Below are 16,255 nucleotides of genomic sequence, written 5' to 3'. Positions count from 1 at the left end.
CCTGATGACGGTGGGCGGGGTGCTGTCCATCCTGGGGACCAACAGCAACACCGTGCTCGCCGGGCCGCGCTACCTGTACGCGCTGGCTCAGGACGGCTTTGGCCCCGCGGCGCTCGCCACGCTGCATCCGCGCTACCGCACGCCGACGGTCGCCATCCTCACGCAGACGGCCATCGCGCTGCCCCTGGCGTTCTCCGGTTCGTTCGAGGTGCTCGCCACGCTCTCCGTGGTGGCCCGGCTCGCCACGTACTTCGGCACGGCCCTGGCGGTGCCCGTGCTGCGCCGCAAGCTCCAGGCGCCCGCGAACGCGTTCCGCATCCCGGGTGGGCCCGTGATTCCCCTCGCCGCCGCCTCACTGTGCGTCGTCTTCGCGCTGAGCGCGGAGCGGGAGAACCTCGTCGCCGGGGCCATCGCGCTCGCGGTGGGCTTCGTGCTCTACAGGTTCCAGCGCAAGCCGGATGGGAAGGCGGCGCTCGGATAGCGCGGGATGTCGCTCGGTCCCTCGGGGGTTCAGCCCACTCCGATTCGCTGGCGCGTCGTTGACGCGCTGAGCCCCCCGGTTCACGGCGCCGGGGAGCGCGAGCTTCCGCTACGGCAGTCCTTCAAGTCCCTGGGTCAGCGTCCGCCAGCGCCGAAACATTCGTACCGGTAGACGACGACCCTGTAGCCCACGCTCGTGCCCGTCGTGGTGGGCCTGATGTCATTGCAATAGCACCGCTCCGTGCCCACCAACTGGGTCTGGGTGGAGTCCGAGTAGTACTCGATGAGGTAGCGCTGACTGCAGGCCTTGAGCTGCGTCGTGTCCCGCGGCTCCTCGACTTCGGGCCCCTCCTGCTCGGCTTCGACACCACCGCACCCCATCAGCATCCCAGCGCTCATCATCGCGACGACAAATCCTCGCATATGCCCTCCCGTCTTCATGGTCCATGAAGGATGCCATGGATTGCATGAGTATAGACTGTTGAGGGTGAGGACTCTTGAAGGATGAGCAGGCCCCGGTTCGCGTCCACCACGTAGATGAACCCGTCCCCGGGCACGCGGATGCCAATGGCGCTCGAGAAGAACTCGGAGCCCGTCCAGGCCGGCGGGGTGTCCTGGTACGTGTTGAAGTACGCCACCTCGCGCGGCCGGGGCGGCACGGACACGTCCAGCACGCGCACACCCTCCTGGTAGTACGCGATGTAGAGCTTCGTGCCCACCAGCACCATGTTGTGGATGGAGTACTCGGGGCGCAGCGCGTACTGGCCGATGAGCCGCATGTTCGCGGGGTCGGTGACGTCCAGCACGCGCAGGTGCGCGTTCAACCCCTCGCCGCCCTCGAACGCGATGGTGCGGCCCGCGAAGGTACCCACCGCGTTCGCGTGGCTGAACGAGTCGCCGTAGGCGTAGCGCCCCAGCTCCCGGACGCGCATCGGGTCACTCACGTCGAAGGCGATGTAGCCCTCGGTGGTGTGGTTGACGTAGAGGTTGTCGCCGTACGCGAAGGCGTCGTGCACGCCTCCAAAGCTCTCGTCCGGAATCGAGATGCGCTCCAGCAGCTGCGGCGTAAGCGCCGAGCTCACGTCGAACATGAGCGTCTGGCTGGAGGACGACGGCGCCATGCCGTAGAGCCGGTCTCCGCGCACGTGCACGGTGTGCACGTTGAGGGCGCCGCCGGGCAGCGCGCGCACGTACTGCGGATCCGCCGGGTTCGTGATGTCGTAGACGATGACGCCGGAGTTGCCGCTGGCGATGTAGAGCGCGTCATCCTTCGCCCAGGCGCCATTCCAGTAGGTGTCCCCCTCCAGCTGGATGCGCTTCTTGAGCACCGGGTGGGCGGGGTCCTTCACGTCATAGACAGCCAGGCCTCCGTCCCCGGTGTTGTCGCCAATGGCCACCACGTACGCGTGGCCCTTCGTGACGTAGATGTCCACAGGGAAGGCCAGTGGGACGGCGGACTCGGAGACGAGCTTCAGGCCCGAGGCCTCCACCTCGCCCCGTCCCCATCCGTGGCGCATCGCCGTGAAGCTGCCCTTGGACGTCACCCGTCCCTCGGGATTGCACCACGCGTAGCAACCGTTGACGCGGTCAGGCTCCGGCCGCGTGCAGCCGGCGAAGATGCGGTTCCGGAAGGAGGGAGTGGGAAACCTTTGCTGGACCTGGGTCCCGAAGAAGAACTCCCCGTGCCCCACGTCCTGGAAGAGCAGTGGCTTGCCATCGCTCGCGCCGACGCCACCATCCGAAGGCAGCCGCAGCGTGAAGTTGGTTTGAAGGGGAGTGTTGGTGGACAGCATGCGCACCTCGTACGCGCCCGAAGCCTCCAGGTCGTCGAGCGCACCGGATGGGCACATGGACCGGTCGAACAGGGCCAGGTCCGAGCACGAAGCGGGAGTGGTGCCTGTTTCTGGCATGAAGGTGCAGTCCGAGTACGGCTCGCGCTCCACCACGTCCCCCGGGTCCACCAGCGCCTCCGCGCCGCCGTCCCAGACCTCGCCCGCGTCGGGAACGCCCGCGTCATCGGTGCCCGCGTCGGGAGGCCCCGCGTCTGGCGTGCCGCTGTCCACGGGAGGCGGCGGCGTCCCGGCGTCATTGCTGGAGGAGGAGGAACAGCCACCCAGGACCAGGGAGGCGGCGAGCCACAGCCAACGGGAGGGAATGGGCATGGAATGGAAATCCATAACCAATCAATGCCTGGATTTTCCAGGGGCCCCGGAAAGTACTTGCCCCAGACAACCATCGGTTGAAGCGACCGGGGCGCCAGGGGAGTATGGGAATGACAGGAGCGCTGTTGGGGGTAACAGATGGGAGCAGAGCGGAGGTGAGGGCTGCGCGCGGCCAGGACTGCCCGGCATCTACCGCCGTCCACGAGGTGGCGGTAGCGGAGGGCGAAGAGAAGGCGCCTGCGGTGGCACTCCAGGCATACGAGAGCGTGTCGCCCGGGTTGGTGGCGTGAAGGATCAAGGACGGCAGGCGGCTTTGACCATCGCCCCGCCAGCCAGGGAGTTCGTTGAACGCCTGAAGCGCGTCATGAATTGAAAGGACTTGCTGGGACACCCGAGAGGCACCAGACCCTGCGCGGTGTCGCGAAAACCGGGTTTGCGCTGTTCAATACACCCAATGCCCCCGCCCAAGTTCAATTCAAAGCACCAGCGGCTCTCCGACAATGCCACACCTCATCGCGAGGCCATCGGCCGGAATCAGTATCTCCAGGCACGGCGCACGCGCTCGAGCAGCGAGGAGTTCAACCCGAAGCTCTTCACGACGATCCTCAAGAACAGGGAGCTCAGCATTCCCGTGGGGGAGATCCAGGACGCCAAGGCCCGGGCCGACGTGGTGCGGATGTTGCTGCTCATCAACGACCTGGTGAACAAGCCCGAGTTCTCCGCGCTCAAGGCCTATCTCGCCCTCATCCACACGACGCTCCAGAACCATCCGGAGGCCGTCAAGCGGGTTCGCATCACCGTGAAGGGCCGCCGTTCGCGCAACGACGCCGAAGGCCATTACAACATCACGGACAAGGAGGTCGTGCTGAACGCGGGTTACCGCACGCGCAAGGGAAGGTATGTCCTCCGCTCCGCCCAGGAGTTTCTGAGCTTGATGGTCCACGAGTACACGCATGTGCTCGACTTCGTGACGCGGGGACAGAACCCCACGACCCGGACGAGGGCGGGGGCTCAGGTCGCATACACCCAATACATCAACGGAGGAGCGGGGCTCGAGCACCTCAGCATGCGGAAGCTGCTCAACGCGATGGTCTCCCGGAAGATTGGCGGACACTATGGCTACAACGCGTCGCTGACGTTCTCGGAGATCATGGCCCGGTTCTCGGAGCTGGGAACCGGCTACGGGACGACCATGGGGCTGGCGTACAACCTGTATCTCTTCGCGGTGGAGTCATTGGGACGGCAGCAGGGAATCCAGGCGCGGGACGAGGATGAGGATGAGGAGGCGCTCGCGGCACGCGCTGCGGAGATGTTGCAGCGCCTGGGCACGACCATCGACGAGATCATCCTCGCCATCTTCCAGGACGTCGTCATGCCGTTCTGCCGGGCCGTGAACTCCAAGGCCTGCTCCGACTATTACATGGAGATCCTGATGATGAAGCTGCCCTCGGGAACGACCCTCTCCCAGCAGGGAATGCTGATGATGCAGGCGCAGATGCAGTTCCTGATGGGCGCGTCGATGAACGCGGAACCATAGGACGTCCGCAGACATTCCACTCACAACCGACCTCGCCAAGACGGTACACTCAAACGCAAAGTCCAATAAAACGGACCGTCTCGTGTGAACGATTCACATTTGAATTTGAAAGTGAGAGCACCATGCACAAAAGAACAACCCACCCCATGCTTCCGCTCCTCTTTGCGTTGTCGGTTTCTCTCATCACCTCGGGGTGTGGAGCCGATGAGAACGCTTCTGCGTCAGTCGATCGGCACCTCGCCACGAATGCGCGCGCTGACAGCTCCTTTGCCGATGAGGGGCTCTGGCAGCGGGTCGGTTATTGCACCACGTTGTGCCCTCCCAATGAATGCTGGCCCCCCGTCAACCCGGACGGTCAAGATTGCAAGCCGGTAGGCTCTACTTGCTTCTTCTGGGCCAGTGGTACGACTCGTACTGAGTGGAAGTGCGAGCCGTACTGAGTGGAAGTGCGAGTAGGGACGGCTCACTCACACCCGTTGAATGGCGTACGGCCAGGGCTGCTTCGAAACGCCTCCGGCGCCGTTCGAACTCGGCGGCAAGCACTACACCGAGCAGTTCGAGGCCGCGAAGAAGTCCCTCCGCGCCGGCCAGGGAGCACCGTGACCATGCGCCTCCACCGAGTCCTGCCGCTCGCGCTCGTCGTCCTCCAGGTGGCGCTCCTCACCGCCTGCCAGCCGCCCCTGGAGGTGACGCTCGCATCCAGCAACGAGCACCTGCCGGGCCCTGCCTTCCTCATCGACGAGCCGTCCCAGGACGGCGGTCCGCCGCGGTACGACGTCATCCGCGTCCTGGCCGAGGATGGGACGCAGGTGTGGCACGTGCGCGCCCTCTCCTTTGACGGGACGCGCGGACGCCGCGTCGTCTACGGCGAAGCGCCGGAGGGCTTCGAGACGGTGCAGTCCCCACAGCCCCTGGAGAGCGGACGGCTCTACAGCATCAGCGTCTCCGGCGAAGCGTCGGGCGCGCTGCGCTTCGTTGTCGACCCGGACGGCAGTGTCCATCCGGAGAAGGAGTAGCTCCCCGGTCGTCCCGCGCATCCGACCCAACAGGCTGCGCTCGCAGCTGTGACTTCACTTCCTCGGTTTGCCGTGCTGGCATGTTGAACCGTGCCAGCCGTCCTCCCTCCCCATCGTGCCGCGGGTGTTGCCGCGCTTCTCGCCCTCGCCGGGTGCGGCTCGGCCACCGTCAGCGGGGGAGGCTCTCCAGCGCGCGCGAAGTGGGTCAGCCCGGTCTTCACCACGCCGGACGGGGGCCAACTCCGGACGACCATTTACTACGGGCCCTGGCAGTGCAGCGCCGCGTTCCTGTCCCGCTGCGAGCGGAAGTGCTCGGCTCAGGGACTTCCCCTCATGGGCTGCATCTGGCTGGCCGACATCAAGGGGGACTGGCAGGGGCGCTACCTCTTCATGCCCGCGGAAGCAGGGGGCCGCCTTGCCATCACCCACTGCTGCTGCGACTACCCAAAGATCAGCAACACGCAACGCCTTCGAGACCAGTGGTCCAACGCCAGGGACCGGTTTCGCGACGAGTGGGCCTCCGAGTTCGGCGCGTGGCCCACGACGAGCGCAGGTAAGAACTTCCCCGGGCACCACATCTTCGACCTGGGCCACGGCGGCCCTCCAGTGGCTCCGGGCAACATCATCCCCGTCCCGGCCGACATCCACCAGACGTTCAACGACGAGTACCCCGCCTGCTACGCGCCTGGCGGAAAATGGCTGACGCCCGGGCCCGCGCGTCCGTACGTGGACTGAGGACGCGCTCGTGCTCATGGACAACCTGTTGGCCGAGTTCTTCCGGCACCACCATCCGAATCCTCCTGCGAGCGCCCAGCAGATCGCCGCCTTCGAGGCACGCATGGGATGGCAGCTGGACGCGGAGATGCGCGCCTTCTACCTGCGCTCCAACGGCGGAGGGCTCTTCTCGCCGATGCCGAATCCAAAGTACGGCATCTTGCCGCTGGACGAGATTCAGCGGGCTCGTGTCGCCATCCGGGGACGAGACCAGGACAGCGCAGGTCCCGCATCCCACTTCACGCTGGTGGACATGCAGGACACCGACTTCGTCATCGTGGACGTGGCCAGACGTGAGAATGACAGCTACCCGCTGCTTGACGCCTTCCATGAGACGTACCCGGGCGAGACGCCACGCATAGCGTCGAGCTTCGGGGAGTTCCTGGAGAAGGCCCTTCGAAGTCGGGGCCGAGCCTTCTGGTTAAGCGAGTGAGCACTGGTCGCGCATGGCGCGCATCCCTCATGCGTGCGATGTCCGCGCCGTGCCGACCCACGACAAGACGAAGACGCCGCCGGAGCGGCGCCGAGTACCCGCCGCCTCGGCCACGCCCACGACCGTCCAGCCCGCCGCTAATAATTGCAGCACCCGGGCTCGCCGCAACACCCGCACCGACTCGCGTCCTCGGTGCGTCAGCGCCTCCAGCGCTGCGCTGTCCGCCTGCTTCAGCTTCACGATGCGGCCGGAGCTGGAGGAGATGAAGAGCTCCGGCCCGAGCTCGCCCACCAGGTGCGCCTGCTGCGCGCGGACGGATCCGTCGGCCGCGTGGGCACCGCCCAGCATGAAGGTGTAGGTGCCGCTCATGTCCGCGCCGCCGACGCGAACCACGCCAGGTCCTTCAGGATGCCGTCCACCAGGGCGGAGAACTCCAGCCGGCCCGTGGTGACGAAGTTCGCGAAGGCGTCCGCCATGTGCTGCGTGGCCGTGCCGACGATCTCCTTCGTGTAGGAGAAGCCGCCGTGGAGCTGGTCCTGGAGGCGCTCCACCTCTTGCCGGTACTGCTCTGCGGTGATGCGCCCGTCTGCGAAGAGCTGCTTCACCATCTCCAGACGCTTCTGCAGTTCCGCCGTGGGGTTGAGCTGCTTGGCAGGCTGGTCAATCTCCGTTTTCATCGCCGCCGCGAACTCCGCGGCCTTGAGATGCCATGCCCAGACACAGGCTACGGGGGTTCGAAGGCTCTACCGGAATTCGTTCACGATGTAGACGCCTGCACGGGGCGAACCGAGCACGGCGGTTCCAGGCTTTGACTCCGGCAGCTTCCGGAGTTGTCCGAGCCCCAGCCTCGCGACCGCGCAGATGGGAACCTGATCTCCCCCATCCAGGGGTTGGGCGGCGTAGTACCGGATCACGGCCTGTGGCCCATCCGCCCAGACGCGGCCGTAGAGCCGGGCTGGTGCGTCAAGCGGACCCAGGTTGTCTTCGAGGACGCTTTCGATGGGGCCTGCGTACAGGGTGATGGGGTAGGCACGGGACTGGTTCGCGTCGAGCTGAACCCAGGCGGAGTCCCCCACGAACAGCCGCAGGTACTTCATCGCCTTGCGTGCTTCCTCGGGACAGTCCTCCGGTCCCGGCGTGCCGTCGGAACGCAGGGCCACCTTGCCCGTCGCCGTGCCGGGGCAGCCAGGTGCCGCCATGAGCAGGACGGAGCAGCCCAGGAGCGTGAACGTGCGGGATGCCATGCCTCGCGCTCCTATCGCGCCAGCAGCGCTGGATCTAGCTGGACAAACGCCTGCCTCAAGCCGTCCTGGCGGTAGATCTCAAGGAAGAGGCTGGTCAACACGCCTTCGGCCATGAACGCACTGCTGTCCACGACAGCGGCCACCACGCCGGAGCTTCCCAGCGTGATTTCGCGCGTCGTGACGCGAATCGCGACGGATCGCGCATGGCCGCCGTCCTTGGTCACCAGACGCGCTGACTTCAGGCTCCAGGGTTTTTGGGAGTGGGTGTTCTTGACCTTGAAGACGACCGCGACCTTTCCCTTGCCCTGGAACACCTGGGCATCCACTTCGCTGTCATCGTCCTTGCCGGAGAAGCGGTCCGCGAGCTTGAACGGTGTCTGAGCGATGGCCTCCGAAGCCAGCAGCGCCGCGAGCGCATGGTCCTCCGAGGTCTCTTCCTTGCGGTAGCGCTCGTTCTCCTCGGTCAGCGCGAAGTTCTCCTTGAGCGCGCGACGCAGCGCCGCGTGCATGCTCGCGTAGCTCTCTGGATCCCTGAACACGTCGACCTGCTGGTCCGCACCGTCCGACTGCCTCCAACCCGGGTGGCGAAGGAGGAACGCCACTTCCGTCCCATCCACCAGCGTCACGATCAGGGGAATGCCCTCGTCGTCAGCGAGATCATGGGTGGGCTCCAGAACGACCTTGTTGCGTACCACTGCCAAGGGTTCGAGGCGCCCCTCCCACCCGAGCAGCTTCGTCTTGCTGGCGTCCACGGTCTTCTCGAACCGCAGCGTCGTGACCATCTGCCCCCGCACATAGACGCGGTGGGTGGCGTCACTCGGATGCTCCGAGAGCAGCAGGGGCCGGACGACCGGTTCGCGGTCACGGGCCACGGCAGCGGAGGCCACGAACAGGCAGAGCAGCGCGGTCCGGAAGGGGGGGCGGGTTCGCATTTCGTGGCCAACCTAACAAGGCAGGTTCGCCTCAGACAACTCCTGAGGGTGGCCCGGCAGAGGCACTCCGCCCCGGCGCCCATCGCTGCACGCCCACGGACAAAAAAAACGCCCTGCTTCCACGGACTTGGGAAGCAGGGCGAGTGACCCCGACAGGAATCGAACCTGTGGCCTGCGGTTTAGGAAACCGCCGCTCTATCCAACTGAGCTACGGGATCGAAGGCGACGGGCGTTATAGCAGGCGACTTGACGCGCGCAACGGGTCTGACGCGCGGCCGGGCACGCTCTGTCCACCGTCCGCCGGACGCCTCGCCGGGGGAGCACACAGCCTCGGGCGCCTGTCTGGAATTGCCGTGCCGGCCGTAGCCGGAATCCGGCACCTTGAAGTCAGGGCGGGAATCATCAAAATGGCCGGGCCACGCGTGCTTCCGGGCCTCCCCGGGCGCTTGCTCCCCCACCCCGCGAGACGACACCCATGCTCGACCGCCCGATGTACCTGAAGCCCGATGTCGCCATCGAGCCGCTGTTCAACCAGTGGTACGTCTGGTGGTACCTCATCTCCCCCGCCACCGCGCCGCTGTTCATGTCCCGCCTGCACCTGAAGCTGATGCAGTCGTTCGTCGCGAACCCGGACGTGCACGTGGCCGCGCTCCAGAACCCGGCGCTCATGGGCGGCCCCTTCATCAACCACCCCGTGTCACGGGTGAACGACGTGAAGGCGCTGATGGAGCGCACCACCCGCGAGAACGCGGACATGCTCGCCTACACCAAGGCCGTGTCCGACCTGGAGCAGCTGCTGGCCAGCTCCAAGGGTGAGTCGCTGGAGCCGCTCTACGCCAAGGTGCCGGACATGCTCCGGGGCTACGTGGAGCTCACGTACGACCTGGCCCACCGGGCCAACGCCCGCATCATGGAGCCCCTGCTCTACCGCAGCAGCCTCTACAAGGAATCGGCGCAGAGCATCTCGCTCATGCGCGTCACCGGCGACGCGCGCAAGTACGTCTTCAGCACCCCGCGCCTGGAGGGCGACTCGCCCCTGTGGCTCCAGGTGCCCTTCCGGCACGAGGGCATCGACGCCCTCTTCCGCATGCGCCACACGCCGGGAAGCCCCGGCCAGGTGGCGGAGATGCTGGGCGTGCCGGCCTCCGCGGCGGACGCGTTCGCGGACCTCTTCACGGAAACCGCCCCGCGCAAGCCCGAGCCCTACACCGGCTCCGGCGTGCGCGTGCGCTACTTCGGCCACGCGTGCGTGCTGATGGAGACGCGCGAGGTGTCCGTCCTCACCGACCCCGTCATCAGCTACGAGTTCCCCACGGAGCAGCGGCGCTTCACCCACGCGGACCTGCCGGAGAAGATCGACTACGTCCTCATCACCCACGGCCACGCGGACCACCTGATGATGGAGACGCTGCTCCAGCTGCGTCACCGCATCGGCACCATCGTCGTGCCCCGCGCGAACGCGTACTCGCTGGCGGACCCGTCGCTGCGCCTGGTGCTGGAGCGGACGGGCTTCCGCAACGTCGTGGAGATTGACGACCTGCAGGAGATTCCCATCCCTGGCGGGTCGCTGATGGGCATCCCCTTCATCGGTGAGCACAGCGACCTGGCCGTGCAGGCGAAGACGGCGCACCTGGTGCGGCTGGCCGGCCGTTCGCTGCTGATGGCCGCGGACTCCAACGCGCTGGAGCCGCGCATGTACCAGCACCTGACGCAGCTGGTGGGGCCGCTGGACGCGCTCTACCTGGGCATGGAGTGCGAGGGCGGCCCGATGAGCTGGATGTACGGCCCGCTGCTCAGCCAGCCCCTGCCGCGCAAGATGGACCAGTCGCGGCGGCTCAACGGCTCAGACAGCGCCCGCGCCACGGAGATCCTCAACCACCTCAATCCGAAAGAGGTGTTCATCTACGCCATGGGCCAGGAGCCCTGGCTGCGCCACGTGATGGTGCTCCAGTACGACGAGACCGCGCCCCAGATGATCGAGTCGAACAAGTTCATCGACGTCTGCAAGGGCCGCGGCATCGCCGCCGCGCGCCCCTTCCTGAGCATGGAGCGCGTCCTCGAGTAGCTCGAGGAGCGCGGCCCCCCGCGGGCTACGGAAGCACGCGGGGCTGCTTGGGCCAGAAGATGTGGAACGTCGCGCCCGAGCCCAGCTCGGACTCGACGGCCACGCGCCCGCCCCGGGTCTCGACGATCTTCTTCACCACCGAGAGCCCGATGCCCGTGCCCTCGACCTTGTCGCGGCTCTCCAGCGTCTGGAAGATGCCCCAGATGCGCTCGTGGTAGCGCGGGTCGATGCCGGGCCCGTTGTCCTTCAGGGTGAAGTCGTGGAACGCGCCCGCGTCCGCACAGTCGATTTCAATGCGCACGTCCGCCCGCCCCGCGTGCTTGAGGGCGTTGCTCATCAGGTTCAGGAAGACCTGCTGGAGCGGCGCACGCTCCGCCTGGACCGTGGGCATCCCCTTCGCGATGACGATGCTCGCCTCCGGGGGCGGCGCGAGCAGGTCCCGGCTCTCCGCGAGGAGCGTGCCGACGTTCACCGTTTCCACCTTCTCGCGGATCCGGCTGACGCGCGAGTAGCTGAGGATGCCGTTGATCAGCGCCTCCAGCCGGTGCACGCGCCCGCGCAGCATGCGCATCTGGTTGCGCGTCTCCCCGTCCATCTTGTCCGTGAGCGCCTCCTCGATCCACTCCGACAGGCTCGCGATGCCGCGCAGCGGGGCCTTCAGGTCGTGTGACGCGACGTAGGCGAACTGATCGAGGTCCTGGTTGGTGACCGCCAGCTCCTGCGTGAGCCGCTCCGCGCGCTGGCGGGCCCGGACCTGCTCGCTCACCTCGAAGGCGATGACGGCGATGCCTTCCACCGTCCGGGAGGCGTCGTAGATGGGCTGGTAGATGAAGTTGAAGTAGCAGTCCTCCAGCCGGCCCTGGCGCAGCAGCGGCACCTGGAGCGCGTCTCCGAAGTACGGCTCACCCGTGCCGTACACCCGGTCCAGCAGCGGCACGACGACATCCTTCAGCTCGGGCAGCGCGTCCTTCAGCGGCTTGCCCACGATGTCGCGGCTCCCGATGAGCTCCAGGTAGCGCGGGTTGGCGAACTCGAAGACGTGGTCGCTCCCGCGCAGGACGCAGATGCCCGCGGGAGCCTGAAGGAAGAGCGACTCCAGCCGGGAGCGCTGCCGCTCGGCCTCGGCGAGCGCCGCCTGCTCCCGGGCCAGCGCCAGGGTCCGCGCGTCCTCCACCCGCTTGCGCTCGACGCCCACGGCGATGGAGTTGGAGACGGAGGCCATCAACCGCAGCGCGTCCGCGTCCAGCACGTTCCGGGAGAACAGGGCCATCACGCCCGCCAGCTCCCCGCCCACGACGAGCGGGTAGCCGGCGAAGGACCGCAATCCCTCGCGGGCCGCCCAGGCCTTGTCGCCCACGCGCTCGTCGTTCAGCACGTCGTTGGTGAGGTGCGGCTGACGCGTCTGGGCGATGGCGCCGATCTTGAGCGCCCCCACGGGCACCTCGCTGTGCGCGCCGTCCAGGTGCGTGTACATGCCCGCGCTCGCATGGAGCACCAGGACGTTCCGCGCCGGGTCGAGCACCCAGATGCGCGCGAACGCCGCGTCCACGTGCCTCACGATGGCTTCACAGCATTGCCGCAGCTGGTCGCCCAGCGGCTCGGCGCGGGTCAGCGCCGCGCCGACGTCCGCGCCCAGCTGCGCGCGGCGGGTGGCGATGCGGGTCTCCTCGTGGACCCGCGCGTTGGAGACCGCCGTCGCGATGTGCCCGGCCGCCAGGTCGAAGAAGTCCTGGTACGCCGCGTCCAGCGCGCGGCGCGGGCTGACGCCCATCACGAGGAAGCCCTGGAGCGCGTTCTCGCTGGAGCGGAACAGCGGGTGCACGACCGCCTCGCGGGACGGCTCGGGCCAGGCCCCACCCGGCCAGGGCGTGGCGTGCCCGGTGCTGGCCACGTGGACGGACCGCTGCGTGCGGGCGGCCTCCGCGAAGGGCCACGGGCCCTCCTCCACGCGGAGGCGTTGGGGGCTCACCGGCCCCCCGGCCTCGATTCCCAGCGTCGCCGCGAGGTGGGCTTCCGTCTCGTCGGGCGAGAGCAGGTACAGCAGCGCGAACGACACGTCCTCGCGGCTCTCGGCGAGCGTCCGCAGGGAGTGCTCGCAGGCCTCGTGGACCGAGGCCGTGGGCGCCGCGGCCGTCTGCGCGCCCAGGTTGCGCAGCAGCCGCAGCCGGCGCGCGCTCACGAGGCGTGAGGTCGTCTCCGCGCAGGCGCAGAAGATGCCGCCGACGCTCCCGTCCTCGCTCCAGAGCGGCGCGTAGGAGAACGTGAAGTACGTCTCCTCCAGGTAGCCGTTGCGCATCAGCATCAGCGGGAAGTCTTCCGACCACGTCGCCTTGCCCGTGTCGCGCACGCTGTCGAGCATGGGGCCAATGACGTCCCAGATCTCCCCCCAGCACTCCCGGCCGGGGCGCCCCAGGAACTGCGGGTGCTTCGTCGCTCCGAGGATGGGCCGGTACGCGTCGTTGTAGAGGCGCGCGTATTCAGGCCCCCACCAGATTTCGATGGGGTGCCTGGAGGCCAGGCACACGCTGACCGCGGTGCGCAGGGTCTGCGGCCACTGCTCCACCGGACCGACCGGGGAGCTGGCCCAGTCGAACTCGCGCATGCGCGTCGCCATCTCCCCCTCCCCCGCGAGGAAGGGGGCGCCAGGAGGGGCCATCACCAGCGCGGAGCGTTCACCCTGCGTCATGTCGTTCCTCACGCCTTGGGCCAGGTGAAGTGGAAGGTCGCGCCCTCCCCTTGCACAGAGTCCACCCAGGCCCTGCCGCCCCGGGTCTCGACGATCTTCCGCACCACGGACAGCCCGATGCCGGTGCCCTCGACCTTGTCGCGGCTCTCCAGCGTCTGGAAGATGCCCCAGATGCGCTCGTGGAACTCCGGGGCGATGCCCGCGCCGTTGTCCGCGACGGTGAACTCGTACTGCTCTCCGGCGTCCCGCCACGTCACCTGGATGCGCGGATCCGGGCGGTGCAGGCGCGTGAACTTGATGGCGTTCCCGATGAGGTTGAGGAACACCTGCTGCAACTTCACGCGCTCGGCGCTCACCGTGGGGCCTCCCGGCTGCACCGTGAGCTCCACCTCGGGCGGCGGGGCCAGCAGCTCCACGACCTCCTTGATCAGGGCCCCCGTGTCCACGGGGCCGGGCTCGTTCACCTTGCCCGCGCGGGAATAGGTGAGGATGCCGTCGATGAGCGCCTCCATGCGGTGCACCCGGCCGTGCAGACGCGTGATGAACTCCTGCGCCTCGGCGGTGAGGTTCGTGCCCACCTCCTCCTTGAGCCACTCCGCCAGGTTCGCGATGCCGCGCAGCGGCGCCTTGAGGTCGTGGGAGGCCACGTAGGCGAACTGATCCAGCTCGCGGTTGGACTGCTCCAGCGCCTGGGTGAGCCGCATCAGCTCGCGGTTGCGCTCCTCGGCCTGATGGCGGGCGCGCACCATCTCGGTGACCTCCACCGCGTGGGTCATGACGCCGAAGGACTCCCCCTTCTCGTCGAGGAGCGGCTGGTAGACGAAGTTGAAGTACGCGTCGTCCACCCGGCCGAAGCGCGCGACCCGCACGGGCACCTCGTTCCCGATGAAGGGCTCCTTCGTGGCGAACACCTGGTCGTAGAGCTCGAAGAGGCCCTGGCCCGCGAGGTCCGGGAAGGCGTCCGGAATGGTCTTGCCCACCAGGGGCCGGTTGCCCGTCACCTGGTCGTAGCCCGGGTTGGAGACCTGGATGACGTGCGTGGGCCCGCGCGCCACCATGATGGCCGCGGGCGCCTGCATGAAGACCTGGGTCAGCCGGTTGCGCTCCAGCTCCAGCTGCTGCTCCAGCCGGTGCTGCTGGGTGATGTCACGCAGGGTGAGCACCACGCCCAGCAGGGAGCGGGTCTCGGTGTAGACCGGGATGGCGCTGCCCTGGACGCGCAGCTTGTGGCCGTCCGGCGTGCAGATGTTCCACACCTCGTTGAGGACGCGCTCCCCGCGCCCCGCCCGCGCCGGAGGCAGCTCGCCGGTGGAGAGTGGCGTGCCGTCCACCCGCTCCTGCCGGAAGGCCTGTGCGGAGAAGGGCTCGCCCAGGCGCAGCCCCGGGTAGAGCGTCCGGGCCATTTCGTTGAGGAAGGTGATGTGGCCCGCCGTGTCGAAGGTGATCACGGCGTCGGCGATGTGGCCCAGCATCGCGATGCGCTCGGCCGCCAGCGCTTCGATGCTCCTGCGCGCCAGCACCTGCTCCGTGGTCTCCACCGCGTGCGCCATGATGCCGTACACGCTGCCGCTCGCGTCCTTGAGCGGCTGGTAGACGAAGTCCAGGTAGACGTCCTCCACCTCGCCGGTGCCCTTGCGGTCCAGCCGGACCAGCGCGTCGTGCGCGATGTAGGGCTTGCCGGTGGACCTGACGTTGTCCAGCAGCTCCCGGAAGCCCTGGTCCGCGATCTCCGGCAGGGCCTCGGTCACGGGCCTGCCGAGCAGGTCCCGGTTTCCCGTCAGCTGCTGGTACAGCGGGTTGGACACGGTGAAGCGGTGCTCAGGCCCTTCCAGCACGGCGATGCTGGCCGGGGCCTGCATGAAGACCTCGTACAGGCGCTCGCGCTCCGCCCGCGCCTCCGCCAGGGCGCGGTCGCGCTCGTTGCGGGCCTGGACCTCGCGGGTCACGTCGAAGACGGAGACGAAGACGCCGCCCACCTCACCCGTCTCGTCGCGGACCGGGCTGTAGCAGAGCGTGAGGTAGAACTCCTCGGGGTAGCCGTGCGGCGCGAGCGGGTACATCCGCTCCTCGAAGTTGACCGTCTCCCCGTTGAAGATGCGCGGGTAGATGGTCTCGTTGATGTGCCACACCTCCGGCCAGCACTCCTTGTTGCCCTGTCCCAGGCCGCCGGGGTGCTTGGTGCCCATGAGCAGCCGGTACCCGTCGTTGTAGAACTGGTAGAGCTGCGGACCCCACAGGACGATGAGCGGGAACTGGGAGCCCAGCACCATGCTCACCGCGGTCTTCAGGCTCTGGGGCCATTGCTCCGGGGGGCCCAGAGGATGCGCGCTCCAGTCCTTCTCCCGGTACAGCGCACCGACGTCACCTCCGCCGGGGAAGACCTGGGCCGCCGCGTTCGTTCCTGGCGTCCGCTGCACGGCCATGTCAGGGCATCTCCACGAGGGTCCAGTACTTGTTGAGCGTGGCCATGACCTCCACGAAGTTGATGAACGTGACGGGCTTGAGCAGGTAGCCGGCGACGTTCAGGTTGTACGCGTCGATCTTGTCCCGCTCGTCCGCGGACGTGGTGAGCACCACCACGGAGACGGTGCGCAGCTCCGGATCCGCGCGCAGCACGCGCAGGAACTCCAGGCCGTTCATCTTGGGCAGGTTGAGGTCCAGCAGCACCAGCCGGCGCCCCTCGGGCACCTTGCCGTTGCGCAGCATCTCCAGTCCCTCCAGGCCGTTGGTGGCGACGTAGAGCGGGTTGGCGATGTGGTTCTTCACGAAGGCGCGGCGGACGTTCATCACGTCCACCTCGTCGTCCTCGATCAGCAGGATGTGCAGCGTTCTGTCACCGGGGGTGGCGGCGGTCATCGGAGCCTTTCGAGCCTGCACGGCATCGCGGCTCAACAGGAGCCCGAGCGCGCCGGCATCTAGCGTTTGC

General features: G+C 67.7%; 16 protein-coding genes and 1 tRNA gene. 7 read left to right on the top strand and 10 right to left on the bottom strand.

Going from position 1 to position 16,255, the window contains the following annotated elements:
* Positions 1-481, top strand: a 481-nt coding sequence (locus tag D7W81_RS03385) for an APC family permease (protein WP_120553859.1), incomplete at its 5' end; no start/stop codon positions are given.
* Between the two features lie 134 nt (positions 482-615).
* Here D7W81_RS03385 and D7W81_RS03380 read toward each other — a convergent pair.
* Both D7W81_RS03380 and D7W81_RS03375 read right to left on the bottom strand, forming a co-directional pair.
* Complete coding sequence (locus D7W81_RS03380) at positions 616-903, bottom strand: hypothetical protein (protein ID WP_147445331.1); 288 nt, start codon at positions 901-903, stop codon at positions 616-618.
* A gap of 14 nt (positions 904-917) precedes the next feature.
* Positions 918-2,642 (bottom strand): LVIVD repeat-containing protein, encoded by a 1,725-nt coding sequence (locus tag D7W81_RS03375; RefSeq protein ID WP_120553858.1) that lies wholly within the window; start codon positions 2,640-2,642, stop codon positions 918-920.
* A gap of 454 nt (positions 2,643-3,096) precedes the next feature.
* Between D7W81_RS03375 and D7W81_RS03365 the strand changes: the two genes are divergently transcribed.
* The 5 genes from D7W81_RS03365 (at position 3,097) to D7W81_RS03350 (ending at position 6,402) form a co-directional block, all read left to right on the top strand.
* Positions 3,097-4,179, top strand: coding sequence for a hypothetical protein (locus D7W81_RS03365; RefSeq protein WP_120553855.1), 1,083 nt, complete (start codon positions 3,097-3,099; stop codon positions 4,177-4,179).
* 480 nt (positions 4,180-4,659) lie between these two features.
* Entirely contained in the window at positions 4,660-4,782 is a 123-nt protein-coding gene (locus D7W81_RS44015; RefSeq protein ID WP_279637798.1) for a hypothetical protein, read from the top strand.
* Between the two features lie 2 nt (positions 4,783-4,784).
* Complete coding sequence (locus D7W81_RS03360; RefSeq protein ID WP_120553854.1) at positions 4,785-5,195, top strand: hypothetical protein; 411 nt, start codon at positions 4,785-4,787, stop codon at positions 5,193-5,195.
* A 333-nt stretch (positions 5,196-5,528) separates the two neighbouring features.
* Positions 5,529-5,930 (top strand): hypothetical protein, encoded by a 402-nt coding sequence (locus tag D7W81_RS43260; protein WP_244226936.1) that lies wholly within the window; start codon positions 5,529-5,531, stop codon positions 5,928-5,930.
* Between the two features lie 16 nt (positions 5,931-5,946).
* Positions 5,947-6,402: an SMI1/KNR4 family protein gene (locus tag D7W81_RS03350; RefSeq protein WP_167508028.1), complete on the top strand. Its 456-nt coding sequence runs from the start codon at positions 5,947-5,949 to the stop codon at positions 6,400-6,402.
* A 27-nt stretch (positions 6,403-6,429) separates the two neighbouring features.
* Here D7W81_RS03350 and D7W81_RS03345 read toward each other — a convergent pair whose 3' ends face one another.
* The 5 genes from D7W81_RS03345 to D7W81_RS03325 all read right to left on the bottom strand — a co-directional run bounded on the left by D7W81_RS03345 (position 6,430) and on the right by D7W81_RS03325 (position 8,796).
* A complete protein-coding gene (locus tag D7W81_RS03345; protein ID WP_120553851.1) occupies positions 6,430-6,795 on the bottom strand; it encodes a hypothetical protein in 366 nt (121 codons plus the stop codon).
* The gene (locus D7W81_RS03340; RefSeq protein ID WP_120553850.1) at positions 6,768-7,079 is read right to left on the bottom strand and encodes a phage tail tape measure C-terminal domain-containing protein; all 312 of its coding nucleotides are present in this window, start codon (positions 7,077-7,079) and stop codon (positions 6,768-6,770) included. The genes D7W81_RS03345 and D7W81_RS03340 overlap by 28 nt, the downstream gene beginning before the upstream one ends.
* A gap of 66 nt (positions 7,080-7,145) precedes the next feature.
* The gene (locus D7W81_RS03335; protein WP_120553849.1) at positions 7,146-7,646 is read right to left on the bottom strand and encodes a hypothetical protein; all 501 of its coding nucleotides are present in this window, start codon (positions 7,644-7,646) and stop codon (positions 7,146-7,148) included.
* An 11-nt stretch (positions 7,647-7,657) separates the two neighbouring features.
* The gene (locus D7W81_RS03330; protein WP_120553848.1) at positions 7,658-8,578 is read right to left on the bottom strand and encodes a DUF2381 family protein; all 921 of its coding nucleotides are present in this window, start codon (positions 8,576-8,578) and stop codon (positions 7,658-7,660) included.
* 144 nt (positions 8,579-8,722) lie between these two features.
* A tRNA-Arg gene (locus D7W81_RS03325) sits at positions 8,723-8,796 on the bottom strand.
* Between the two features lie 257 nt (positions 8,797-9,053).
* Between D7W81_RS03325 and D7W81_RS03320 the strand changes: the two genes are divergently transcribed.
* On the top strand, positions 9,054-10,643 hold the full coding sequence (locus D7W81_RS03320) for an MBL fold metallo-hydrolase (protein WP_120553847.1): 1,590 nt from the start codon (positions 9,054-9,056) through the stop codon (positions 10,641-10,643).
* 25 nt (positions 10,644-10,668) lie between these two features.
* On the opposite strand, the gene D7W81_RS03315 is transcribed toward D7W81_RS03320, so the two are convergent.
* Genes D7W81_RS03315 through D7W81_RS03305 form a run of 3 tightly spaced genes read right to left on the bottom strand, consistent with a single transcriptional unit; the run spans position 10,669 to position 16,185 of the window.
* Positions 10,669-13,329, bottom strand: coding sequence for a GAF domain-containing protein (locus tag D7W81_RS03315; protein ID WP_120553846.1), 2,661 nt, complete (start codon positions 13,327-13,329; stop codon positions 10,669-10,671).
* A gap of 8 nt (positions 13,330-13,337) precedes the next feature.
* Positions 13,338-15,752, bottom strand: coding sequence for a PAS domain-containing sensor histidine kinase (locus tag D7W81_RS03310; protein ID WP_120553845.1), 2,415 nt, complete (start codon positions 15,750-15,752; stop codon positions 13,338-13,340).
* 1 nt (position 15,753) lies between these two features.
* Positions 15,754-16,185, bottom strand: a complete 432-nt coding sequence (locus D7W81_RS03305) for a response regulator (protein ID WP_120553844.1) — start codon at positions 16,183-16,185, stop codon at positions 15,754-15,756.
* Between the last annotated feature and the right edge of the window lie 70 nt (positions 16,186-16,255).

The sequence above is a fragment of the Corallococcus aberystwythensis genome, from assembly GCF_003612165.1.
GTDB classification, from domain to species: domain Bacteria; phylum Myxococcota; class Myxococcia; order Myxococcales; family Myxococcaceae; genus Corallococcus; species Corallococcus aberystwythensis.
The sequence above is the reverse complement of the archived record's forward strand: the minus strand, read 5'-3'. Positions and strand labels throughout refer to the sequence as shown.